The organism is Burkholderia sp. BCC1977 (assembly GCF_905339595.1).
Lineage (GTDB): Bacteria > Pseudomonadota > Gammaproteobacteria > Burkholderiales > Burkholderiaceae > Burkholderia.
On record NZ_CAJPGQ010000012.1, the window covers coordinates 16,427 to 38,649 of the forward strand.

Below are 22,223 nucleotides of genomic sequence, written 5' to 3' on the forward strand. Positions count from 1 at the left end.
TCGTCGATCGCCGCACGCGTCTAATCCGTTGCCATCGCTGCACACGCGGCTTTCAGCATCGCCCCAGGTTGGGTCTGGACTTCTGCTGCATCGACGTATTCACCGGTGCGCCGCGCCTCATCGGCCGACGCCGGACCGCACGCGACACACTCGCGCCGCATCCGCCGGCGTGCAACGGCAGCGCGCAGCGTCGATTCAACGAACGCAGGCACCGTATCGTTTTCCCCCAACACGGTTTCCGCTGCCTCAAGCAACTTCCGATCGACGCGAAGCACGGACATCGCCGTCGCTTTCATGTCGCGCTCCATGCATCCGGAACGCGTGCGCGGTAGCCCATCGGCGCGATCGGGAGCAGGGTCTGCGCGGTACCGCAGCCCCTGGACGACCACCGTCCATCACGCCCGCGCCGCCACCATCCCCCGCTCCGAGCGCGTCCACGCGACCAGCGCGCCGATCCCGAGCAGCGCGAGACACACGATCGGCACGATCATCGGCCCGAACGCCGAGCCCGTCACCTTGCCCGCGAACGGCATCAGGTTCTGGCTGAAGAAACCACCGAGGTTGCCGATCGAGTTGATCGCCGCGACGCTCGCCGCCGCACGCGCGCCGGTGAAGTAGCGCGGCGGCATCGACCAGAAGCACGGATACAGCAACGGGATGCACGCGCCGCCGAGCACGAGCGCGACGAAGCGCAGCGGCGTCGACGGCAGCACGAGGCTCAGCAGGAAGCCGAGCGCGCCGAGCGCCGCGACGATCGAGATCGTGCGCAGGATGCTCTTCGCGCGGCGCAGCTTCGACGGCAGCCACACCAGCAGCACCACCGCGAGCGCCCACGGCAGCATGCTCAGGAAGCCGTTCGTGCTGCTCGACACGCCGAACGATTTCACGAGCGTCGGCAGCCAGTACGTGACACCGTACAGCGACGTCGACATCAGCATGTAGGTCGCCGCGAACAGCATCACGCGCGGATCCAGCAGCGCCTTCCACGGCTGCGCATGCTCGGCCTGCACCGGCTTCTCGCGTTCGAGCGCGGCCGCGACGATCTGCTTCTCGCGTTCGTCGAGGAACGGCGCATCGCGGAACGATGCCGGCAGCACGCGGAACACGACGATCGCGACGATCACGGCCGGGATGCCCGTCGCCACGAACACCCATTGCCAGCCCGCGAGCCCCCACACGCCGTTCAGGCTCAGCAGCACGCCGCCGACCAGCGAGCCGAGCATGTTCGCGAGCGCGCTGCCGAGCGTGAAGATGCCGAGCACCTTCGCGCGATAGCTCTGCGGAAACCACAGCGTCAGGTAATAGATCACGCCCGGATAGAAGCCGGCCTCCGCGATCCCGAGCAGGAAGCGCAGCGAACAGAACGCGGGCATCGACGTCGTGAAGCCCATCAGCACGGTGATGAGGCCCCACGTCAGCATGATCCGCGCGAGCCACACGCGGGCGCCGTAGCGATGCAGCGCGAGCGTGCTCGGCACCTCGAACAGCAGGTAGCCGATGAAGAACAGCGACGACGCGAGACCGAACGCGGCCTCGGTCATCCCGAGGCTGTGCACCATCTGCAGTTTCGCGAAGCCGACGTTCTGCCGGTCGATGAACGCGATCAGGAACATCACGACGAGGATGGGCAGCAGGCGCCGCGCCATCTTCGACATGATGCGCTGTTCTTCGGCGGACGCGGGGTCCAGGGTTTCGGTGGCATTCACTGCGGGCTCCTCCGTGAATCGGTTGCTTGTCGGTTGAATCGGCGCCGCGCGCGACGCACGCGCGGGCGCGGTGGTATTCGATGAAATCGGGGTCCGGCGACGGACGGCGGCGGTCAACCGGTCCGGTAATCGTCGAGCATCGGCGCGAACATCTCGTGCCATGCGCGCGGCTTCGCCTTGATCGTGCCGGCGAGATACAGGAATTCGACGTAGTCCATCAGCTGGTTCGGCAGCACCGAGAAACGCGTGTCGGGCGCGGCGAGCATCTGCATCACGTCGTCGTGCGACACGCCGACACCCGACGAGGCCGCATACAGCGCGGCCGCCGCGCGCGGGTCCTGCGCGATCAGGCGGTTCGCTTCGTCGAGCGCGCCGAGAAACGCCGCGGCCAGCGCGGGCTCCGCGTCGACGAGCCGCTTCGGCGCGAACACGACGTCGAGCGTCAGCGGGCCGAGCACGTCGACCGAATTCACGACGCGATGAATGCCCGGCTGCCGCAACTCGAGCGTCGAGAACGGCGGCGACGTGAAGTGGGCGGTGACGCCGTGCTCGCGGCGGATCAGCGCCTGCATCGCCTGCGGATGCGGCAGGTTCACGGTGATCGAGTCGAGTTGCGCGAAATGCTTCGCGCCGAGCTGCCGGCTCGCGACCATCTGCAGCACGACCGCCGACAGCGACGTGCGGATGCCCGGCACCGCGATCCGGTCGGACGGCGTGAAGTCGCGCAGCGACGCGAGGCCCGGCCGGTTCGCATTGAGCGACAGCGACGTCGTGGACAATCCGCTGATGCCGATCACCTCGACGTTCGGAATCCCGCGCGCCCGCGCCCACAGCTCGATGAAGCCCGGCGCGCCGGCACCCGCGAAATCGAGCGTGCCGGCCATCATCGCGTCGTTGACGGAATTGCCGCCGTCGAGCAGCACCCATTCGACCGTGACGTCGCGCAGGCCGCGCCGCGCCGCGTGCCGCTCGAACAGGCGCTGCTTCTCCATCACGAGCAGCGGCAGGTACAGCACGCCATAGCCTTTCGAGATCCGCACGGTGCGCGGCTTCGCGCGCACCAGCGAAGACACCCCGAGCACGCCCAGCATGCCGAGGCCGGCGGCGAGCAACGCGCGGCGGCGCGGCGACGTCGTCATGCGCACGCCTCCATGCGGCGGACGACAAGCGACAACGCGGCAGCCGGCGCCAGGCTGCGCCGTGCGTTCAACCGCGCATTCGGCCGCGCCGTCGTCGTGCCCGTGACATGCTGCATGTTGCCGTCTCCTCTGGTATTAATGCCGTCGTCGCTTGCTCCGGCTGAACACAGGTTATCGAGCGAGTCTGAGAAAATGCTGACATCCCGCCCTCGGGAAAACCCCTAACCCCTCACCCTGAAAACGGCACCATGCGCATTCTCGTCGTGGAGGACGATGCCGAAATCGGCGCGGCGATCCACAGCCGCCTCGCGCGGCTCGGCCATGCCGTCGATCTCGAAACCGACGGCTCGACCGCGAACAGCCTGCTGCGCGTCGAGCGCTTCGACCTCGTCGTGCTCGATGCGAACCTGCCCGGCCTCGACGGCTTCGCGGTGCTGCGCAACCTGCGCGCGTCCGGCAGCACGACGCCGGTGCTACTCGTCACCGCGCGCTCGGCGATCGACGACCGTGTAAGCGGACTCGGGCTCGGCGCCGACGACTATCTCGTGAAGCCGTTCGACTACCGCGAGCTCGATGCGCGCGTGCAGGCGCTGCTGCGCCGCAACAGCGGCCATGCGAACGACGTGCTGACGCTCGGCGGCCTCGTGATCGACCGCAGCAGCCGGCTTGCCGAACTCGATGGCCAGCCGCTGTCGCTGTCGCGCCAGGAGTTCGCGCTGCTCGAGATTCTCGCGAGCCGGCCGCAGCGGATCTTCTCGAAGGACGAGCTGCTGAACCAGCTGTTCAGCTTCGGCAACGAGCCGACCGCGAACGCGGTCGAGCAATACGTGACGCGCGTGCGCAGGAAGCTGCAGGGCAGTTCGGTCGAGATCCGCACCGCACGCGGGATGGGGTATCAGATTGCCGCGCACTGACTGGTTCCCGAAGACGCTGTTCGGGCGCACGCTGCTGTTCATCGCGCTCGTCGTCGCGACCGGCGCGCTCGCGCTTGCCGCGATCGCACGCTATTACGCGGGCGTCGCGGCCGAACGCGCGTACGACCAGTTGCTCGCCGGCGCGTCGATCCAGGTCGCGGAGAACCTGTACGTGCAGGGCGGCGTGCTCGCGCTGAACCCGCCGGTCGCCGCGCTGTCGACGCTGTCGCGCTACGACCTCGTCTACTACAAGGTCGTCGATTCGCGCGGTGTCGTCGTGGCCGGCTACAACGATCTCGCGAGCCCCGCGACGCTCGCCGCCGCGAAACAAGGCCCGGCGTTCGCGAACGCCGTCTACCAGGGGCACCGGATCCGCACCGCGACCATCGCGCGCTACATGCCCGAGGAAAGCACGCCGGGCTGGGCGCTCGTCACCGTTGCGCAGACAACCAATGCGCGGCAGCAGCTGACGAACGACATGAGCATCAAGGTGTGGACGCTGATCCTGCTGATGAGCGTGCTCGCGATCGGCGCGAGCGGCCTCGCGATCCGGCGCGGGCTGCGGCCGCTCGCGCAGATCGGCACGATCATCGCCGCGCGCGACCCGGCCGACCTGCGGCCGGTGGCCGTCGATACGCCGAGCGAGATCGACGCGATCATCGGCTCGATCAATGGATTGATGCGCCGGCTGGCCGAGCGGATCAACGCGATGCAGCGCTTCATCGCCGACGCGGCGCACCAGATGCGCACGCCGCTCGCGCGGCTCGACGCGCAGATCGAATTGCTCGACGGCGAGGTCGATCCCGCGCGTCATGCGGCGCGGCTCGACGCGTTGCGCGCGACCTGCTCGGACGTCGGGCGCCTCACGGGACAGTTGCTCAATCATGCGATGGTGATCCATCGCACCGAGGCCGTACCGCTGCAACCCGTCGAACTCGTCGCGCTCGCGAAGGACGTGCTCGGCCGCACGATTCCGCTCGCGGACGAACGCGACGTGGCCGTCGCGTTCGCGAGCGATTCACCGCATGCGTGGATCGACGGCGATGCGATCAGTCTGCAGGAGGCGTTGTCGAACGTGTTGCACAACGCGCTGCTGCATGGGCATGCGGACGATATCGTCGTGTCGGTCGCGACCGCCGGCAACGCAGATCGAACGGTGACGCTGACCGTCACCGACAACGGACGCGGAATTCCGCGCGAGCATTGGGATGCGGCCTTGCAGCCGTTCGTGCGGATTGCGCCGGACGGCAGCGAACGCCGCACGGGGTCGGGGCTCGGGCTTGCGATCGTGCAGGAAGTGATGAAGGCGCACGGCGGGCGCGTCGGGTTCGCGTTTCCCGATGCGGGCGGGTTTGCGGTGGTGCTGACGTTTCCGCGGGCAGTGACGAAGCACGCGGGCGAAGCTTAGGCAACCGGACAATCCCGCATACGGCGAATCGAACGCCTCCGACCGGCAGATGCTCAGTCGTCGCTGTCGCGATCGCGGTCGCCATCGGCATTGCGCGCCGCATGTCGCGCCACCAGCCGGTCCAGCTCGTCATACTGGCGGTCGCAGAACAACCGGCACAACGTGTCGACGTCGGCGCGTTTCCTGACATCGATCGTCTCGACGTCTTGCGCCAGCTTTCCGCTGCCGATGCCGAACAGCCCCTTCTTCATGCGCATGGAAACGGCATTCAACTGGAAGCCGTCCGAATGCGCGTCGCTCAACGCACTGATCCACAATTCGCGCTGGTCGCCGGCATGCCATAGCACGAGCGCGGGTAGCGGGCCGTCCTGCAATTCGTTCCATTCGGCATGCTGCGCGACCCACGGAAAGGTATCGAATGCCCGCATGAACGACGGGTAGTCCGTCGCGCCTTGCGAATCCAGTTGTTCGAAGCCGTAGCCGACTTCCTGAATGGAACAGGTCAACATGGTGCGGCGCCCTCGTGGTGTGCGTTGTCCGGAGAGCGCAATCTACCCTGAGTTGCAGCGCGCCTCGTGCCTTTCGCTACGCCTTGTGCGTCGACAACAAAATGCTCGTTTCCGTATTCGCGATCCCGTCGATCAACCGGATCGCGCCGAGCACGCGATCGAAATGCTCGAGCGAATCGGCGTGCAGCTCGGCGACCAGATCCCAGCGCCCGTTGGTACTGTGAATCGACGCGACGTTCGGATGCCCGCGCAGCACCTTCACCACTTCCGCGCCGCGATTGCCCTGCACCGCGATCGACATCAGCGCGCGGATCCGGTGGCGTTCCGCCGCCGGCTTGAGCCGCACCGTATAGCCGACGATCACGCCGTTTTTCTCCAGCCGCGTCAGCCGGTTCTGCACGGTCGCGCGCGCGACGCGCAATGCCTTCGCGAGGGCGACGACGGGCATCCGCGCATTGTCGCGCAGCAGCGCGATGAGCTGCCGGTCGACGTCGTCGAGCGTAATCATGAACGGACCTTCCTGTTGAACGTGAGCCGGCCGCCAGCGTGCCCGACGGCGTGCATTTCGACCAGCATGAATTGCGCACATTGCCGTATCCGGCCAGCAATTTGTAAAGTCTATCGATAAATCTGCCACTTTTGCCGTCTTTTTGTTGGCTCGACTCACGGAAATAATGACTCCATCGACCGGCCGCACACGCCGCGACGCTGCTTTTGATGGAGCCGGGGCCCGGGCCGACGCGCCCGCCCCGGTCGACCAGAACGCCTGGACACCCGTACCGGCAAAAATTTGGAGACAGACCGATGACCCGCTTCCTCGACGTTCCCGCCACCGCCCGACTGATCGCCAAGACCGGCGTCACGCCGTTCCTGCGTGAACTCGTCGACACGCTGCGCGCCGATTACCTGCACTGGGCCGACTTCGACAAGTCGCCGCGCGTCGCCTGCCACTCGCGCGACGGCGTGATCGAGCTGATGCCCGTCGCCAACGCGTCGCTGTTCGCGTTCAAGTACGTGAACGGCCACCCCGTCAACGCCGCGCGCGGGATGCACACCGTGATGGCGTTCGGCGCGCTCGCCGAAGTCGACACCGGCTACCCGCTGCTGCTCGCCGAACTCACGCTGACCACCGCGCTGCGCACCGCCGCCACGTCGGTGCTGGCCGCGCAGGCGCTCGCCCGACCCGACTCGCGCACGATGGCGCTGATCGGCAACGGCGCGCAGAGCGAATTCCAGGCGATCGCGTTCCACACGCTGCTCGGCATCGAGGAGATCCGCGTGTTCGACGTCGACCGACAAGCCACCGACAAGCTCGTGAAGAACCTCGCCGCTTACCCTGAATTGCGCGTCGTGCGCGCCGCGTCGACCGCCGACGCCGTGCGCGGCGCCGACATCGTGACGACCGTCACCGCCGACAAGGCGTACGCGACGATCGTCACGGCCGACATGATCGAGCCCGGCATGCACCTGAACGCGGTCGGCGGCGACTGCCCGGGCAAGACCGAGCTCGAAGCGGGCGTGCTGCAGGCGGGCCGCGTGTTCGTCGAATTCGAGCCGCAGTCGCGCATCGAGGGCGAGATCCAGCAGATGCCGGCCGACTTCCCGGTGACCGAACTGTGGCGCGTGCTGCAGGGCGAGACGACCGGCCGCGAACGCGCGGACGAAGTCACGGTGTTCGACTCGGTCGGCTTCGCGCTCGAGGACTACTCGGCGCTGCGCTACCTGTACGCGCTCGCGCAGCAGCACAACGCGGGCGTCGAGATCGCGCTGATTCCGCCGGCCGTCGATCCGAAGAACCTGTTCGCGCTGATCGACGATCCGGCAGCGATCGCGCAGGGTCACGCGGCGTTCGTGACCGACGCCGTCGCCGCGTTCGCACGCTGATCGTCATCCCGGGCGGCGTGCGCGCCGCCCGCCTCCCCGTCTCTCGCCTCTACCGTTCATGAATCTCGTATCGATCCAGGCGCCGGCCGCCGTCGTGATGATCCGGCCGCACCGCTTCCTGCCGAACCCGCAGACCGCGGCCGACAACGCCTTCCAGCGCACGGCCGCCGACGGCGCGAACGACACGCTGTCGGTGTCGGCCGCCGCGCGCGACGAAGTCACGGCCGCCGCGCAAACGCTCGCCGACGCCGGCGTGCGCGTGCACGTGTTCGACGACCACGGCGAGCGCGACACGCCCGACTCCGTGTTCCCGAACAACTGGTTCTCGACGCATCCGGGCGGGCACATCGCGCTGTTTCCGATGCATAGCGCGAACCGCCGCCGCGAGCGGCGCGCGGACGTCATCGAAATGCTGAAGGCCGAGTACCGCGTGCAGGACGTGATCGACTACTCGGGGCTCGAATACGACGATGTATTCCTGGAAGGCACCGGCGCGATGGTGCTCGACCACGTCGCGCGGATCGCGTACACCGCGCGTTCGCGCCGCGCCGACCCGGTCGCGCTCGAGCGCTTCTGCACGAACTTCAACTTCGAGCCGATCTGCTTCGACACGGCCGACGCGAACGGAAACCCGATCTATCACACGAACGTGATGATGAGCGTCGCCACCGAGTTCGCGATGGTCGGCCTCGACCTGATCGCCGACCGCAGGCGTCGTGACGAGATCGCGCAACGCCTGACCGAAACGGGGCGCACGGTGATCGCGCTCGATCACGCGCAGATCGCGAATTTCGCGGGCAATACGCTGGAATTGTCGGGCCGGGACGGGCGCGTGCTCGCGCTGTCGCGGCGCGCGTTCGACAGCCTCACCGGCGACCAGCGCGCGACGATCGAACGCTCCGCGCGGCTGCTGCCGCTCGACGTGCCGACGATCGAACTGGCCGGCGGCTCGGTGCGCTGCATGCTCGCGGGGATTCATCTCGCGCGGCGCGCAACCGTGCCGGAGGCGATCGCCGTGGAATCGGCCGCATCGTCACGCAAGGCGACGCCGCAGATCTGACCGGCAAGCCCGCAAACGCAAACGGCTGCCGATGCAACGGCAGCCGCTTTTTTGTCCGGAGGATGTGGAATCGGCAATCGTCGGCTCGCATCGGCAATGCTGCGGAATACTCCGGCATCCGAACGAACCCGGAGCGCATCGCACCGCTCACCCCGCCAGCAGCTTCAACCCGGCCGGCAGCGTTTCGCCGAATACGCGTGCCGTATCGGCTTCGTCGAACGCAATCGCCTCGCGCACCATGTCGATCCACACAGCCGACACATTCGCGGAAGCGAGACGCCTGATCACCGCCTCACGTGTTTCATCCGGCAAATCGCGTTCGCGGTCGCCCGTCATCCGCGCGATTTGCGCGACCGCGAATGCCGCCGGTTCGACCTGCTTCCAGTCCAGCGCGAACAGCGCGTCGAGCCAGCGGTTCGCGATCGCGGCCGGCACGACACTGTGCGCGCTGCCGTAGAACGGCCGCCGCGCACCGATTCGTCCGAGCGCCCACGCACACAGCGTGCGCTCGGCCGGCTTCTGCAATTGCACGATCAAACGCTCGGCCAGCTCCACCTTGCGCTCGACCGGCAATCGTTCGAGCGACGCGGACAAGCGCGTCATGTCGGCCGGGCCGACCTTGGCCGGGTCGAACGGCAGCTTGCGGCGCTTGTCGTCGGACGGCTCGAGAAACGCGATCGCGTCGCGCACCTGCGTCTGCGCGTCGTCGTCGAGGCCGCCGGCCACGCGCCGCCACAGCGTCCACCACTCGGACCACACCTGCGCGTCGTTCACATACTGAATTCCGTCGTCGAACAGCGGCCACACCTGCTCGATGCGCCACACATCGAGCGGATGGCCGAAGCCCGGGCGCAAGCAGTAGCCGGCGAGGTTCAGCCATGCGCGTTCGTGATCGGCAGAGCGCCGGCGACGGCGTGCCCGCGCGAGCAACGCGTCGAACAGTTCGCGCGCGAGCGCGACGTCCCACTCGTCGCGCGGGCCGAGCACCTGTTCAAGTTGCGCGCGCAACCGTCGTGTGTCCTTCGGCATGACGTCCGCGGCCTTGCTGCCGAACGAGCGGTCGATCAGCTCGAGCGCGTGATCGAGACGCGGATGGCGCGCGGGCGCCGCATCGTCGCCCTGCACGGGCGCGTCGCCGCGCAACTGGAATTCGAGCCGCCAGCGGCGCGATGCATCGTCGGTCGCGATGCAGTGCATTTCGAGCGTGCCGACCTCGGTCAGCGACGCGGTGAGTTTCACCGGCGTTTCGCGCGCGTCGCCGCCGGCCTGGCCGGCGACGACCGTCGCGATCGGCGGCAGCCGCACGAAATCGCCGCCGTCCAGTTCGACGAGATCGCCGGGCCGGTACGCGGTCTCGGCCACCGTCGACACGAGGTGGAAGCGCACCGGCTGCCCGAGCTGCAGCGCGAACGTGCGCGCTTCGAGCCGGATCTCGCGGCCTTCTTCCGAACCGCGCGGCAGCAGGCAGACGCCGCGCGGGGCCGCGTCGCCGTCACCATCGTCCAGCACGAGGAAATAGCTGCGCGCGGAGCCGCCGCCGATGCGCGGCGCATGCCCCGCCCGCGCAAGCCCGTAGGCCACCGCGCCGCGCGCGACCGCGACGTCCGGATGCGCGTTGTGCAGGACGTCCAGCGGCGCGCCGCGCCACGCGCCGAGCGTCTGCGCGAGACGACCGGCGAGCGCGCCCGCGCGGAACACGCCGCCGTTGAGCAGCAGCGTGTCGGGCAGCGGGCCTTCCGCATGACGATTCAGGAACGCCGCGACGTGGCGCGTGACGGCCGGGTCGCTCGCATACGGCAAGCCGAATTCGACGATCGCGGCCCGCGCACGGCGCGGCAGTTCGCCGGCCTCGACCTGCGGAAAGAAACCGTCGACGACGATCTGCTCGACTTCCTGCCGCGTCAGCTCGGCCGAGCGCGCGCCGCCGACGAGCTTGCTGCCCGCACCGAGCAGCGTCACGGTGACGGACGCCGGCGCGTCGTCGCCGAGCAGCCGCTCCTTCGCCGCGCGGCAGCGTTCGACGAGCTGCGACAGGCTCGCGGCCGACAGCCGCGTGCCGGGCTCGGTCAGCCGCGTCTCGACCAGGCGCGCGAGCGCGAGGTCCATGTTGTCGCCGCCGAGCATCAGGTGATTGCCGACGCCGACGCGCGTGAAGGCCGGTTCGCCATCGTCGCCCGGCACGACGTCGACGAGCGTGAGATCGGTCGTGCCGCCGCCGACGTCGCAGATCAGCACGCGCCGCGCCACGGCAAACGTGTCGCGCAAGGTCGCGCGCTGGCCGTACAACCAGTCGTAGAACGCGGCCTGCGGTTCTTCCAGCAAGCGCAGCGCCGGCAGTTTCGCGCGCCTGGCGGCCTCGACCGTCAACGCGCGCGCGCCGTCGTCGAACGATGCCGGCACCGTCAGGATGACGTCCTGCTTCGCGAGCGGCGCGTCGGGAAAGCGTGCATCCCACGCGGCCCGCACGTGCGCGAGATAGCTCGCGCTCGCGTCGACCGGCGACACCTTGTCGACGCCGTCGGCCGCGCCCCACGGCAGGATCGCCGCGAGCCGGTCGACCGATGCGTGCGACAGCCAGCTCTTCGCGCTGGTGACGAGCCGCCCCGGCACCTGCGCACCGAGCGTGCGCGCATAACGGCCGATCACGGCCGGCGGCGCAGCGGCTGCGGCCGCGCCGGCCTTCGAATCAGGCGCCCACGGCAGCCGCAGCGCGTCCGGCGGCAGTTCGCCCGCCGCCGGGTGATAGCGCACCGACGGCAGCAGCGGCTGCGCGGCCACCGCGCCGGGGCCGACCAGCTGCTCGACGTCGAACACGCGGATCGCGTCGGAGCCGGCCTCGACGTATGCGACGACCGTGTTGCTCGTGCCGAGGTCGATGCCGACCGTATAGCGCTTCATCGCGCTCAGGCGGCGCCGCGCACGTCGAACTCGACCTTCCAGCGCTCGTTCGTGCCGCTCGGGATTGCCTCGAGTTCGAGCGTGCCGGCTTCGGTCACGCGCGCATGCAGTTTCACCGGCACGACCTCGCCGACCGTGCGCCCTTCGGCGGGCAGCGTGGCCTGGATTTCCTCGAGCTCCTGCAGCTCTTCCGGCGACCAGTAGTCGAGCAGCGTGCCGACCTGATCCTGGCGGCGCACCGACGATCCGAAGAAGCGGAACTGCACCGGCTCGCCGACGACGAGGCCGAACTCCTGCGGCGGCAGCGCCGCATCCGAGCCTTCCTCCATCCCGAACGGCGCGACGCACAGCGCCTGCACCGGCGGCTCCAGCCCCGGCACCGCGGGCATCGCCGACTCGATCGCGACGTAGTACGCACGCGCCGTGCCGCCGCGAATGCGCACGCCGCGGCCGCGCTTCACGAAGCCGTAGTACGCCGCGCCGCGCGCGACCGCGAGATCGAGGTCCGCGCCTTCGAGCAGGCGCGCGGCCGGCGCGCCTTCAGCGGCGAGCCAGCTGTTGAGCGTATCGAGCACGCGCTGCGTGAGCAGCGTCGACTTGAACACGCCGCCGTTGAACAGCACGGCGGTCGGATGCAGGAACGTCGCGCCCTGCGGCAGCGTGCGCTGCACGCCGTCGAGCACGTCGAGCGCCGCAACCTGGCGGCCGAGGAACGCCGCGAGGTGGCGCGTGATGCCCGCGTCCTGCGCATACGGCAGGCCGAGCTGCGTCAGGCCGACGCGCGCGCGGCTCACCGGACGCGCCGCCGCGTCGACTTGGGGGAAGAAACCTTCGAGGATCGTCTGCGTGAGTTCCGCACGCGTCAGTTCGGTGCGGATCGAGCCGCCGATCAGCTTCGAGCCGCGGCTCGGCACGACGAGCGGCACCGCGTCGGTCGTCGGGTCGGACAGCAGCGTTTCCTTCGCCGCGCGGCACGCGTAGGTCAGCGCGCGCAGTTGCCACGGGTCGGCCTGCGTGCCCTGCTGCGCGAGCTTGCGCGCGACCACGTGCGCGAGCGCGAGGTCCATGTTGTCGCCGCCGAGCAGGATGTGCTCGCCGACCGCCACGCGATGCAGTTCGAGATTGCCGTCGCGCTCGACCACCGCGATCAGCGACAGGTCGGTCGTGCCGCCGCCGACGTCCACGCACAGGATCAGGTCGCCGACCCGCACCTGCTTGCGCCAGCCGCCTTCGCTCTTCTGGATCCAGCTGTAGAGCGCCGCCTGCGGCTCCTCGAGCAGCGTCATGCGCGAGTAGCCGGCGGCACGCGCGGCTTCCGCCGTCAGTTCGCGCGCGGCCGGGTCGAACGACGCGGGGATCGTGACCGTCACGTCCTGGTCGGCGAACGGCGCATCGGGATGCGCGTGATCCCACGCTTCGCGCAGGTGCGTCAGGTAGCGGATCGAGCTTTCCAGCGGCGACACGCGCGCCACCTCGGGCGGCGCATCGCTCGGCAGGATCGCCGCGCGGCGATCGACACCCGGGTGGCACAGCCAGCTCTTCGCGCTCGACACGAGGCGGATCGGCGTGCCCGCGCCGCGGGTGCGCGCCATTTCGCCGACCGCGAAGCCGCGCGAGGCCGTCCACGGCAGCGTCAGGTCGCCCTGCGTCAGCTCGCTTTCATGCGGAAGATAGAGGAACGACGGCAGCAGGTCGCGCGACTCCAGCGCGCCGGGCGCGGTCAGCTGCGCGATCGGCAGCACCTGCTGCGTGATCTTTTCGCCGTCGCTCGCGGCGCTGTCGACGTACGACAGCGCGCAGTGGGTCGTACCGAGGTCGATACCGATCGAATAGCGCGGATCGCTCACAGTTCCACCTCCGCCGGTGCGACCACCGAGGCGTCGTGGCTGCCCGTCAGTTTCGGCAGGCGCACGTCGGCCACGCGCCAGCCGCGATGGCTGACCGTGCCCGTGAACGGCGCGGCGCCGACCACGTTGCCCGTCACGCGCACGGCCGTCGCGTCGAAGCCGGCCGGCAGCGTCACGCGGCTGCCCTCGGCTTCATCGCGCACCGGCACGATCGTGAAGTGCTCGCGCAGCGCCGCGCGGCAGCCGTCGTGCACGAGGCGCGCGGCGGCGCCGATGTCGGCATCCGCGTAGCCGGCGATGTCTTCCTCGACGAAATCGATGAAGCGCGCATCGCGCTGCAGCAGGCCGAGCAGTTGCAGCGCGGCTTGCGGGCTCGCTTCGCGCAGCTCGGGGGCCGGCGCCTTCACGGGCGCGGGCGCCGGGGCCGCGGCGGGGGCCGGCGCAACCGGGGCCGGAGCGGGTGCGACCGGCGCCGTTACCGGGGCGCCGTCGCGCACGCGCAGCACGCCGGCCGCGAACTCGCGGTTGCCGATCACGGAAAAGAACGTGCCGACGGCCAGCGACAGCCGGCCGAAGAAGGACAGGTTGGATTCGGGCATGGGGTCTGGACTCCTGTGGGCTCGCGACACGGCGAGCAGCTTGCCTGGGCGCCCGGCGGCGGCGTGCGATTGCGCACTGCCGCCGCCCGGCGCGTGATTCGGACGCGCCCTCTCGGGTGCGGAAAACCCGTATTTTGCCCTGTGGCGGGCGAACCGGGCAGAAGTTGGGGGACAGAACGCAACGGCGCGTGGGTTTCGCGCGGCGCCGGATTGCATCGGACTGCCGGCTATCGGGTGTCGGCCGGGTGTCGGTCGGGTGTCGGCCGCGATGTTGCGGCGCGTCAGCACGGCTTGCGGCGACGCATCGGCTTCACCCTGAAATCGCGCTAATTCGGGCGCGCGCACGGCGAGCGCTTCGAAGTCTGGATCGAGGTCGACGTCGACGGCCACCGCTCGGGGATTCCGCCGGACGACGACCTGCTGATCGACGTCGGCGCGGACACGGCAGGCAAGCGCGAGCTTCCGGAAGGCGTGCTCGAGCGCGCGCGAATTTTCGTGGACGATCACGAGCAGGCGCGCAGCATCGGCGAATGCCAATGGGCGCCCGATCTGCCGCGTACCGAAATCGGCGACGTGCTCGCCGGGAGCGTGTCGGTCGATCGCTCGCCCGGCGAGATCACCGTGTTCGACATGACGGGGCTCGCGCTGCAGGACCTGACCGTTGCGCGCTTCCTGTATCGGCAGGCAGTCGAGAACGGTGCGGGACGCTCGATCCCGTGGCCGTGGTGAACGGCAACGGCGTGATATCTTCCCTCGCCATGCGTCTCTCCAAAGTTTCCGCCATCTCGTTCGATCTCGACGACACACTGTGGCCGTTCGGACCTTCCGTCGAACGGGCCGAGGCGTCGCTGCATGCGTGGCTGATCGCGCACGCGCCCAATACCGCGAGCGTGCTGCCTGCGTCGCAGACCCTCGCTCAACTGCGCGACGAATACGAACATGCGCGGCCGGATCTCGTCAGCGACTATCGCGCGTTGCGCATCGGATCGATCCGGCTTGCGCTCGAACGCGCGAACGAGGACATCACACTGACCGACCGCGCATACGACGTGTTTTATTCCGCGCGGAACCAGGTCGAGTTCTTCGACGATGCATTGCCGGCGCTCGCGTGGTTGAGTGCGCGGTTTCCGCTGATCGCCGTGACGAACGGCAATGCGGACCTTCGGCTGACCGGCGGCGGCGAGTTCTTCCGCGAAACGCTCAGCGCGCGGGCGTTCGGTTTCGCAAAACCCGAGCCGGAAATCTTCCACGCGGCCGCCGCGACGCTCGGCGTGCCTGCGGCGGAACTGCTGCACGTCGGCGACGACTTTCACCTCGATATCGTCGGCGCGTTGAATGCGGGGCTGCAGGCGGCGTGGGTCGTGCGCCGCGAAGGGACGGAAGCGGAGCACGCTGCGCATCGTGCCCCGTCCCCGCATCTGACCGTTCGCGACTTGTCCATGCTGTGTCGCGCGCTGGGCGGGCCTGGCGACGGGGCGTGACCGCAGGCCCGCGAGACCGCGCGGTCGTGGTCGATCGCGCCCGTCGGCACGACCGACCACCGCGTCACGCCGCCTTGCGCGCGTCCGCGATCCGTTGCGGCGCCTTCGGCCGCGCATAAAGCCGCTCGAGATACGCGCGCAATTGCGGGAACGGTTCGATCAGGTGGCATTCGCTCGCCCAGTCGATCAGGTAGACCGTCACGCAATCCGCCACCGTCAACGTGTCGCCGACGATGAATTCGCGACCTTCGAGATGCTTGTCGAGGATCGCGGCCATCGTCGCGAAATCCTCACGGGCCAGCTCGATATCGGCCGGCGAGCGCTTTTCCGGCGGATAGATGAACGAATGGCGCGTAATCCGCCACAGCGGCTGTTCAAGCTCCGTCACCGCGAACATGACCCATCGATAGGCCTGCGCGCGCAGCGCCGGATCGGCGGGCAGCAGCGCCTTCTCCGGGTACTTGTCCGCGAGATACAGCACGATCGCGGCCGACTCGGGAATCACGAGGTCGCCGTCCACCAGCACGGGCACCTTGCCGGCCGGATTCAGGTGCAGGAATTCGGGCCGCTTGTGCTCGCCCTCGAGCAGGTTGACCGACACGAACTCGAAATCCGCGTCCAGTTCCTTGAGCCCCCAGAGCGCGCGTTGCGAGCGCGTGCCGGCGAATCCGTAAAGCTTCATCGCAATGTCTCCATCGATAATGTCGGGAAAAATCTCCGCGCGCAGGCGACGGCCCAACGGCCGCGACGACCGCGCGCAGCGCCTGTCGCCGATCACATGCCGGGCACCGCGAGCACCGGCATCACGTCGATCGCGTCGCCCGGGAACAGCGTGAAATGCGGATGCCCTTCGAACAGCGCGGCGGCCGCGTCGTGCGATGCGGCGCGCACGACGGTGAAGCCGCTCATCGCATTGGCGGTATCCGTCACGCCGCCCTTGCCGATGGTCTTGGTCTTGCCGAGCGGCCCGCCGAGCTCGACGATCGCGTCGCGATGCCGCTCGACCCACGCATGCCACGCGGCGATCCCTTCCCGCTCCCGCGTGCGCCGCTCGTCCTCCGGTAGCGCCAGCCACGCCTTCATGCCCGGGCTATCCTTGCTGCCGAGGAACACCGCGAGATACAACTGCTGTTGAGCACTCATGCTTCCTCCGTCCGATGGCGGGCACGGCGGGTTGCCGCGCCTCGCCCTTGACACGATAGGTTGATATCAACACAATTGCAACATGGCACGCAAAGAAAAGCTTCCTTTCGAAACGACGCTGATGGTGCGCGATTGTTGCCTGTGCCTGCACATGCAGCGCGCGGCGCGTAATCTCGCGCGCATCTTCGACGATGTGCTGCGTCCGCTGGATCTCACCAACGGCCAGTTCTCGCTATTGATGTCGCTGAACCGGCCGCAGCCGGCCGCGATGAAATCGGTCGCGTCGCTGCTCGCGATGGACCGCACCACGCTGACCGCCGCGCTCAAGCCGCTCGAGCGGCGCGGGCTGCTCACGATCACGCCGGATCCGGACGACAAGCGCAGCCGGCTGCTCGAACTCACGCCGGCCGGCCATCAGCTGCTCGCCGAAGCGTTCCCGCTCTGGCAGCAAACGCATGCCGAGATCGAACGGCCGTTCGCGGCGGGAGAAGTCGATGTGTTGCGCGGCCAGTTGCGCGCGCTGTCGGAAGATCCGGCCACGCGCGGCTGAAGCGGCGCGCCCGGCAATTCGCTGCCGGCCCTGCTTCGGCATCGGCAGCTGCGCTTCGTGCAGGAAGCGCACGGGCCCGTGCGCATGCAGCGCCTGCCCGCTGCCGGGCGCGCCGTCGATGACGGTCGCGAGCCGCAGCGCGCAGGTTTCCGGTTCGTCGATCCGCATCGTGTCGATCGACCTTCCCCGCATCACTCCGCCAGCGCCGGCACCACGCCCACCCGCTTCGGCACGCCGGTCACGATCGTCGCGACCGCGACGGCCAGCACCACGGCCGCCCCCAGGAACACGCCGCCCGCGCCGTTCGCGTCGAACACGACGCCGCCTGCCGCCGCGCCCGTCGCGATCGCGAGCTGGATCGCCGCGACGATCAGCCCGCCCGCGCTCTCGGCTTCATCGGGCACGGTGCGCGTGACCCACGTCGACCAGGCGACCGGCACGCCGCCGAACGCCATCCCCCACAACGCGACGAGCACCGCGTCGATCATCGGCGCGCGGCCGAGCGCGACGAGCGCGACGCCGAGCACGACCATCAGCGCGGGCATCCCGATCAGCATCGGCCGCAGCCGGTGCTCGAGCACGCGGCCCGCGAGCGACGTGCCGACGAAGTTCGCGATCCCGTAGCCGAGCAGGATCGCCGACAGCCCGTTCACGCCGACGCCGGCAACCTGTTCGAGGAACGGCCGCAGATACGTGAAGAACGCGAAATGCCCGGTGAACACGAGGATCGTCGCGAACATCCCGAGGCCGACGGTCGGCCGGCGCAGCACGTCGACGAGCGTGCGCAGCCGCGTCGTGCCGCTCGGCGGCATCGACGGCAGCGTCATGACCTGCGACAGGAACGACACGCCGCCGAGCGCTGCCGCGATCAGGAACACGTTGCGCCAGCCGATCAGGTGCCCGAAATAGCTGCCCATCGGCGCGGACGCGATCGTCGCGACCGCCACGCCGCTGAAGATGATCGACAGCGCGCGCGGCACCATCGCGGTCGGCACGAGCCGCATCGCGGTGGCGGTCGCCATCGTCCAGAAGCCGCCGAGCGCGACGCCGAGCACGACGCGGCCGATCAGCAGCGTCGTCAGGTTGGGCGCGAACGCGACCGCGAGATTGGACGCGACGAGCAGCACCGAGAACGCGAGCAGCACGCGCCGCCGGTCGATCGTGCGCGTCAGCGCCGAGATCAACAGGCTCGTGACGAGCGCGACCGTCGCGGTGGCCGTGACGGCCTGGCCGGCCACGCCCTCGGTCACGCCGAGGCTGTCGGCCATCGGCGTGAGCAGGCTCGCGGGCAGGAATTCGGCGGTGACGAGGCCGAACACGCCGAGCGTCATCGCGAATACCGCGCCCCAGGCCGGTTCACGGGGGGCCGCCGTGGTGGCGGCAGAGGAGATTCCGGGATTCATGCGTCGTTCCGAGTGGTCTAGGGAAAGTACTGATGACGGCGTATCGTAAGGACCCGCGACAGGACGGTCTATGACATACAATCCGTTCTTGTTGATCGATCGTCCGAATCTCGCCATGTCCGAGCCCCTGCTTCCCCCCGTGCCCGACGTACACGACCTCGTCAGCGAGCTGCTGCTGGGCATGCGCCTGAGCGGCGTGCAGTACCGCCGGATCCAGGTGCCGCGGCCGTTCGGGCTGAGCTTCGGCCATGCACCGGGCCGCGCGCAGTTCCATTTCGTCGGACGCGGGCCCGTGCTGCTGCGCGACGCGGACGGCACGACGGTGCGGCTCGAGGCCGGCGACGCGATCCTGCTGCCGCACGGCCGCACGCATGCGCTGGTGTCCGATCCGGACGCAACGTGTCGGGAGATCGGCGGGTTCGAGGTCGCGAAGATCTGCGACACGGTCGCGTCGGTGGGCGCGACGTCGTGCGCCGCGATGGAGCCGGCCGCCGGCGATGCGCTGATCTTCAGCGCGTGCATGGAGCTCGATCTCGGCGGGATGCAGCCGCTCGTCGGGACGATGCCGGAGTTCATGCACGTCGGCACGCTGCTCGCGCGCTACCCTGAAATCCGCCCGATGCTCGACGCGATGGAGCGCGAATCGTGCGCCGAGCGCGCGGGCTTCGCGGGCATCCTCGCGCGGCTCGCGGACGTGGTCGCCGCGTTCATCGTGCGCGGCTGGGTCGAGTGCGGATGCGGCGACGCGACGGGCTGGGTGCAGGCGCTGCGCGAACCGAAGCTCGGCCGCGCGATCGTCGCGCTGCATCGCGATCCGGGGCGCAACTGGAGCGTCGCGGAACTGGCCGCCGAAGCGGGCGTATCGCGCTCGGTATTCGCCGAGCGCTTTCTCGCGGCCACCGGGATGACGCCGGTGCGTTACCTGACCGAGCTGCGGATGCGGCTCGCCGCGCAGTGGATCGCACGCGAGGGCGAGACGATCGAAGCGGTTGCGTACCGGCTCGGCTACGGGTCGCTCGCGGCGTTCAGCCGCGCGTTCAAGCGCGTGGTCGGACGGCCGCCGGGGGCGGTGCGAGCGGAAGGCGATACGCACGCCGATGCTTGACGTGTAACGCTTCGCGCGCAACACAACGCAGGGCGAGGCGAACGCCTGCCGACTCACCCCGGCATCGCACGATCCGTCGTCGCGTGACGATTCCGCTCAGCCGCTGCGCGCGTCGAGCTCGTCCATCAGCGCCGTCGCACACTCCACGGCCAGCGCCGCGCACTGTTGCGCATCCACCGGCGCGCCGCTCATCACCGCGCCCTGCACGATCCGGCCGAGCAATTCCTTCGACAGGTCGGCGATCTCGTATTCCCGTTCCGTCATGTTCCTCTCCTGCGCGTCGGCCGGCTTCGGCCGCGCTTGCGATCGCGCCGGGCGCCGCGTCCGCCGCGCTCGACGTTCAACGTTGCCGTGCCCGCACGACGATCTGCGCCTGCGTGTCGCGTTCGATGCGTTCGAGCGACGTGCGCAGCGCCGCGAATTCATCGGCCGTACAGACCTGCCGGCCGAACGCCGCCGTCATTCGCCGCGTGACCTGCACGACGTGCGCGGCCGCATCGAAGACGTAATGCGACGTGAAGTCGACGAAGCGGTCGTGCACGGCCGTATCGGTCGGCAGGTCGGTCACCGCGACGTCGGCCGGCAGCGCGATCTGGCCGGTCTCGTCGAACGTGCCGCCGAGGCACGCCCAGGGCTGCGTGCGCACCGGCTCGGCCAGCCAGCCCTCGACCTGCGTCGCGATGCCGCCCGTGAGGCTCGACAGCGCGGGCACGGCGGTCGTGCCGTCCGGCCACACGAAGTGATCGAGCGTGCCGGCATACGTCACGTCGAACGGCCCGTCCGTCGCGCGGCGATCGCTCGTCGCGATCTGGGCGCGGCCGCGCAGCCCGCTCTGCCGGAGGCGTTCGTTCGCGAGCTGCCGGATGCGGTCGGGCGCCGCGCGACGAAACAGCATGCGTTCGAGTTCCGCGGTCCAGCCTTCGTCCTCGATGCGCGCGTGAAACCGCGCGGCGCCCGGTTGCGCGGCATCGATCTCCACGCGCGCGGTGCGAGCCCGCGGCTGCGTGGCCGGCGTGCGCGACAGCACGCCGGTGTCGACGAGCAGCGCCGGCCGGTCCATCACGACCGGCGGCAGGTAGCCGAATGCGATGCCGGCCGTCGTGGTGTCCGCGTAGAGGCCGAGATCGGGCAGCCACGTGATCGCGTGATTGATCGCGCCGCCGCCGTAACCGGGCACCGACGGCAGCGTGTACACGGAGCCGAGACCGATCAGCACCGGTTCGCTGCGGATGCCGACCGCCGCGAGCAACGCACCGAACAGCGCGACGTGGTCCTTGCAGTCGCCGTAGCGGTTGCGCAGGATGTCCGTCACGCGATGCGGCGCAGCGGCCGTCTCGCCGAGAAAGAGCGCGACGTAACGCACGTTCGCCTGCACCCAGTCGTACAGGATGCGCGCCTTGTCGTGCGGATCGGCGGCGCCGGCAGTGAGCGCGCGCGCGAGTTGCAGAACGGCCGGATCGTTCGCGCTCGGGTCGACGGCCGCGTTGCGGTAGCGCGCGGCGAACGCCGCATAGTCGGGCAGCGTGGACACCACGAGCCGGTCGCCGTAGGTCGGATAGCCGACCGAGCCGCTCTCGATCCGGTCGTACGGGCCGTGCCGGTATTCGAACGTGTAGCGCGTGCGGCCGTTCGCGGTCACCGGCGGCAGCGCGACGTAGCCGCGCGCGTCCGCATGCAGCGGCAGGTCGGCCGGCACGTCGAAGATCAGCCGCTGGTGCTCCACCGGCTCGCGCGACGGTTCGACGGAGTAGCCGAAGTAGCCGGCGTTGACCGGCTTCGTGCGCGACTTGCGGAATGCGATGCGCGTGTTCGACCCGGCCTCGACGCCGGGAAACACGACGGTGCGCAGCAGCCCGTCCTGGAAGGTCGGCGCGCCGGCCGAACGCGGCTCCTGGACGTCGCGGATACCGTCGGGGCCGACCGGATGCGCGACGCCGTCGCGATCGATCGTCTCGGCCGCGACCAGGTCGACCTTCTCCAGGTTCTTGTCGAACCACACATAGCGCTGCGCGATCGCATCGATCCCGTTCGCATCGTTCGCGCGCAGTGTCGAATCGTCGTCCTCGTCAAGCGAGCCGTCGCGCTGGATCACGAATACATGGACATCGCTGACGAGCGTGACGGGTGCTTCGTCGTTCGGGTCGGCGAACGCGGGACGCACGCATGCCAGCGCGGCCGCGGTGACGGCAACCGCGAGCGCGGCGGCGCGACCCGGCAGCCTGGTCGTCGATCGAAACGGAAAACGCACCACGTCGAAGCTCTCCGCGCGTTCGTGTTCATGTCGGGACGCAACGGGCACGCATTTGCACGCGCCGCGCCCCGTCGTTCAGCCCAGTGTGGGTGACGTGCCCGCGAGCGTCAAGCCGCGGCGGAGCGGCCCGCGCCGCCCCGCACCGAGCGGGCAAGGAGGCGCCGCCTGTGCCGCGCAGGCAGGCTGCCGCACTTGCGCGACCCGCTCGCCGCGCAAACGCGTTTTATATCAAGTCATGACATACAATTCAGACAGGTAACGCATGCGTGCGACGTCGCCGAAGCGCACGGCGATCCGGTGAATTCGACCCGCCCACATGGGGGAGG

20 protein-coding genes and 1 pseudogene are annotated in these 22,223 nt (G+C 69.4%); 8 read left to right on the forward strand and 13 right to left on the reverse strand.

Annotated features, from left to right (window positions below):
• Positions 1-20: 20 nt before the first annotated feature.
• From U5771_RS12620 to U5771_RS12630, 3 genes are all read right to left on the reverse strand, one after another.
• Positions 21-296 (reverse strand): prevent-host-death protein, encoded by a 276-nt coding sequence (locus tag U5771_RS12620; protein WP_322024284.1) that lies wholly within the window; start codon positions 294-296, stop codon positions 21-23.
• A gap of 99 nt (positions 297-395) precedes the next feature.
• A complete protein-coding gene (locus U5771_RS12625) occupies positions 396-1,706 on the reverse strand; it encodes an MFS transporter (protein WP_322024285.1) in 1,311 nt (436 codons plus the stop codon).
• A gap of 113 nt (positions 1,707-1,819) precedes the next feature.
• Positions 1,820-2,845: an ABC transporter substrate-binding protein gene (locus tag U5771_RS12630; protein WP_322024286.1), complete on the reverse strand. Its 1,026-nt coding sequence runs from the start codon at positions 2,843-2,845 to the stop codon at positions 1,820-1,822.
• A gap of 248 nt (positions 2,846-3,093) precedes the next feature.
• Between U5771_RS12630 and U5771_RS12635 the strand changes: the two genes are divergently transcribed.
• Complete coding sequence (locus tag U5771_RS12635) at positions 3,094-3,759, forward strand: response regulator transcription factor (protein WP_322024287.1); 666 nt, start codon at positions 3,094-3,096, stop codon at positions 3,757-3,759.
• Positions 3,746-5,167: a sensor histidine kinase gene (locus U5771_RS12640; RefSeq protein ID WP_322024288.1), complete on the forward strand. Its 1,422-nt coding sequence runs from the start codon at positions 3,746-3,748 to the stop codon at positions 5,165-5,167. The genes U5771_RS12635 and U5771_RS12640 overlap by 14 nt, the downstream gene beginning before the upstream one ends.
• A gap of 53 nt (positions 5,168-5,220) precedes the next feature.
• Here the strand turns inward: U5771_RS12640 and U5771_RS12645 are convergent, their stop codons facing one another.
• Both U5771_RS12645 and U5771_RS12650 read right to left on the reverse strand, forming a co-directional pair.
• On the reverse strand, positions 5,221-5,676 hold the full coding sequence (locus tag U5771_RS12645) for a hypothetical protein (RefSeq protein ID WP_322024289.1): 456 nt from the start codon (positions 5,674-5,676) through the stop codon (positions 5,221-5,223).
• 76 nt (positions 5,677-5,752) lie between these two features.
• Positions 5,753-6,184: an Lrp/AsnC family transcriptional regulator gene (locus U5771_RS12650; RefSeq protein ID WP_044845386.1), complete on the reverse strand. Its 432-nt coding sequence runs from the start codon at positions 6,182-6,184 to the stop codon at positions 5,753-5,755.
• Between the two features lie 296 nt (positions 6,185-6,480).
• On the opposite strand from U5771_RS12650, the gene U5771_RS12655 reads away from it, so the two are divergent.
• Both U5771_RS12655 and ctlX read left to right on the forward strand, forming a co-directional pair.
• A complete protein-coding gene (locus U5771_RS12655) occupies positions 6,481-7,560 on the forward strand; it encodes an ornithine cyclodeaminase (RefSeq protein ID WP_322024290.1) in 1,080 nt (359 codons plus the stop codon).
• Positions 7,561-7,618: 58 nt separating this feature from the next.
• Positions 7,619-8,620, forward strand: a complete 1,002-nt coding sequence (ctlX, locus tag U5771_RS12660) for a citrulline utilization hydrolase CtlX (RefSeq protein WP_322024291.1) — start codon at positions 7,619-7,621, stop codon at positions 8,618-8,620.
• A gap of 147 nt (positions 8,621-8,767) precedes the next feature.
• Here the strand turns inward: ctlX and U5771_RS12665 are convergent, their stop codons facing one another.
• From U5771_RS12665 to U5771_RS12675, 3 genes are read right to left on the reverse strand one after another with little or no spacing between them, the layout of a single operon-like run.
• Complete coding sequence (locus U5771_RS12665; RefSeq protein ID WP_322024292.1) at positions 8,768-11,518, reverse strand: Hsp70 family protein; 2,751 nt, start codon at positions 11,516-11,518, stop codon at positions 8,768-8,770.
• A 5-nt stretch (positions 11,519-11,523) separates the two neighbouring features.
• Positions 11,524-13,365 carry an Hsp70 family protein gene (locus tag U5771_RS12670; protein WP_322024293.1) on the reverse strand — a complete coding sequence of 614 codons (1,842 nt, stop codon included), beginning with the start codon at positions 13,363-13,365 and terminating at the stop codon, positions 11,524-11,526.
• Entirely contained in the window at positions 13,362-13,964 is a 603-nt protein-coding gene (locus U5771_RS12675; protein ID WP_322024294.1) for a DUF2760 domain-containing protein, read from the reverse strand. The genes U5771_RS12670 and U5771_RS12675 overlap by 4 nt, the downstream gene beginning before the upstream one ends.
• Positions 13,965-14,294: 330 nt before the next feature.
• Between U5771_RS12675 and U5771_RS12680 the strand changes: the two are divergent.
• Together U5771_RS12680 and U5771_RS12685 are read left to right on the forward strand one after the other, a co-directional pair.
• A pseudogene (locus U5771_RS12680) lies at positions 14,295-14,693 on the forward strand (hypothetical protein); the annotation flags it as partial.
• A gap of 29 nt (positions 14,694-14,722) precedes the next feature.
• Positions 14,723-15,445 carry an HAD-IA family hydrolase gene (locus U5771_RS12685; protein WP_322024295.1) on the forward strand — a complete coding sequence of 241 codons (723 nt, stop codon included), beginning with the start codon at positions 14,723-14,725 and terminating at the stop codon, positions 15,443-15,445.
• Between the two features lie 64 nt (positions 15,446-15,509).
• Here the strand turns inward: U5771_RS12685 and U5771_RS12690 are convergent, their stop codons facing one another.
• Together U5771_RS12690 and U5771_RS12695 are read right to left on the reverse strand one after the other, a co-directional pair.
• Complete coding sequence (locus tag U5771_RS12690) at positions 15,510-16,127, reverse strand: glutathione S-transferase family protein (RefSeq protein ID WP_322024296.1); 618 nt, start codon at positions 16,125-16,127, stop codon at positions 15,510-15,512.
• Positions 16,128-16,219: 92 nt separating this feature from the next.
• Complete coding sequence (locus U5771_RS12695; RefSeq protein WP_322024297.1) at positions 16,220-16,588, reverse strand: hypothetical protein; 369 nt, start codon at positions 16,586-16,588, stop codon at positions 16,220-16,222.
• A gap of 82 nt (positions 16,589-16,670) precedes the next feature.
• Between U5771_RS12695 and U5771_RS12700 the strand changes: the two genes are divergently transcribed.
• Positions 16,671-17,138, forward strand: a complete 468-nt coding sequence (locus U5771_RS12700; RefSeq protein ID WP_322024298.1) for a MarR family transcriptional regulator — start codon at positions 16,671-16,673, stop codon at positions 17,136-17,138.
• Between the two features lie 191 nt (positions 17,139-17,329).
• On the opposite strand, the gene U5771_RS12705 is transcribed toward U5771_RS12700, so the two are convergent.
• Positions 17,330-18,541 (reverse strand): MFS transporter, encoded by a 1,212-nt coding sequence (locus tag U5771_RS12705; protein ID WP_322024299.1) that lies wholly within the window; start codon positions 18,539-18,541, stop codon positions 17,330-17,332.
• A gap of 70 nt (positions 18,542-18,611) precedes the next feature.
• Between U5771_RS12705 and U5771_RS12710 the strand changes: the two genes are divergently transcribed.
• The gene (locus U5771_RS12710; RefSeq protein WP_322024300.1) at positions 18,612-19,646 is read left to right on the forward strand and encodes an AraC family transcriptional regulator; all 1,035 of its coding nucleotides are present in this window, start codon (positions 18,612-18,614) and stop codon (positions 19,644-19,646) included.
• 96 nt (positions 19,647-19,742) lie between these two features.
• Here the strand turns inward: U5771_RS12710 and U5771_RS12715 are convergent, their stop codons facing one another.
• Positions 19,743-19,910, reverse strand: coding sequence for a hypothetical protein (locus U5771_RS12715; protein ID WP_322024301.1), 168 nt, complete (start codon positions 19,908-19,910; stop codon positions 19,743-19,745).
• 76 nt (positions 19,911-19,986) lie between these two features.
• On the reverse strand, positions 19,987-21,897 hold the full coding sequence (locus U5771_RS12720) for a DUF3857 and transglutaminase domain-containing protein (RefSeq protein ID WP_322024302.1): 1,911 nt from the start codon (positions 21,895-21,897) through the stop codon (positions 19,987-19,989).
• Between the last annotated feature and the right edge of the window lie 326 nt (positions 21,898-22,223).

Coding starts and splice junctions, on each gene's coding strand:
- U5771_RS12645 (WP_322024289.1), bottom strand. CDS start 5,676: ATGTTGACCTGTTCCATTCAGGAAGTCGGCTACGGCTTCGAACAACTG.
- U5771_RS12695 (WP_322024297.1), bottom strand. CDS start 16,588: ATGAGTGCTCAACAGCAGTTGTATCTCGCGGTGTTCCTCGGCAGCAAG.
- U5771_RS12665 (WP_322024292.1), bottom strand. CDS start 11,518: ATGAAGCGCTATACGGTCGGCATCGACCTCGGCACGAGCAACACGGTC.
- U5771_RS12710 (WP_322024300.1), top strand. CDS start 18,612: ATGACATACAATCCGTTCTTGTTGATCGATCGTCCGAATCTCGCCATG.
- U5771_RS12655 (WP_322024290.1), top strand. CDS start 6,481: ATGACCCGCTTCCTCGACGTTCCCGCCACCGCCCGACTGATCGCCAAG.
- U5771_RS12650 (WP_044845386.1), bottom strand. CDS start 6,184: ATGATTACGCTCGACGACGTCGACCGGCAGCTCATCGCGCTGCTGCGC.
- U5771_RS12685 (WP_322024295.1), top strand. CDS start 14,723: ATGCGTCTCTCCAAAGTTTCCGCCATCTCGTTCGATCTCGACGACACA.
- U5771_RS12635 (WP_322024287.1), top strand. CDS start 3,094: ATGCGCATTCTCGTCGTGGAGGACGATGCCGAAATCGGCGCGGCGATC.
- U5771_RS12705 (WP_322024299.1), bottom strand. CDS start 18,541: ATGAATCCCGGAATCTCCTCTGCCGCCACCACGGCGGCCCCCCGTGAA.
- U5771_RS12715 (WP_322024301.1), bottom strand. CDS start 19,910: ATGACGGAACGGGAATACGAGATCGCCGACCTGTCGAAGGAATTGCTC.
- U5771_RS12700 (WP_322024298.1), top strand. CDS start 16,671: ATGGCACGCAAAGAAAAGCTTCCTTTCGAAACGACGCTGATGGTGCGC.
- U5771_RS12690 (WP_322024296.1), bottom strand. CDS start 16,127: ATGAAGCTTTACGGATTCGCCGGCACGCGCTCGCAACGCGCGCTCTGG.
- U5771_RS12620 (WP_322024284.1), bottom strand. CDS start 296: ATGAAAGCGACGGCGATGTCCGTGCTTCGCGTCGATCGGAAGTTGCTT.
- U5771_RS12630 (WP_322024286.1), bottom strand. CDS start 2,845: ATGACGACGTCGCCGCGCCGCCGCGCGTTGCTCGCCGCCGGCCTCGGC.
- ctlX (WP_322024291.1), top strand. CDS start 7,619: ATGAATCTCGTATCGATCCAGGCGCCGGCCGCCGTCGTGATGATCCGG.
- U5771_RS12675 (WP_322024294.1), bottom strand. CDS start 13,964: ATGCCCGAATCCAACCTGTCCTTCTTCGGCCGGCTGTCGCTGGCCGTC.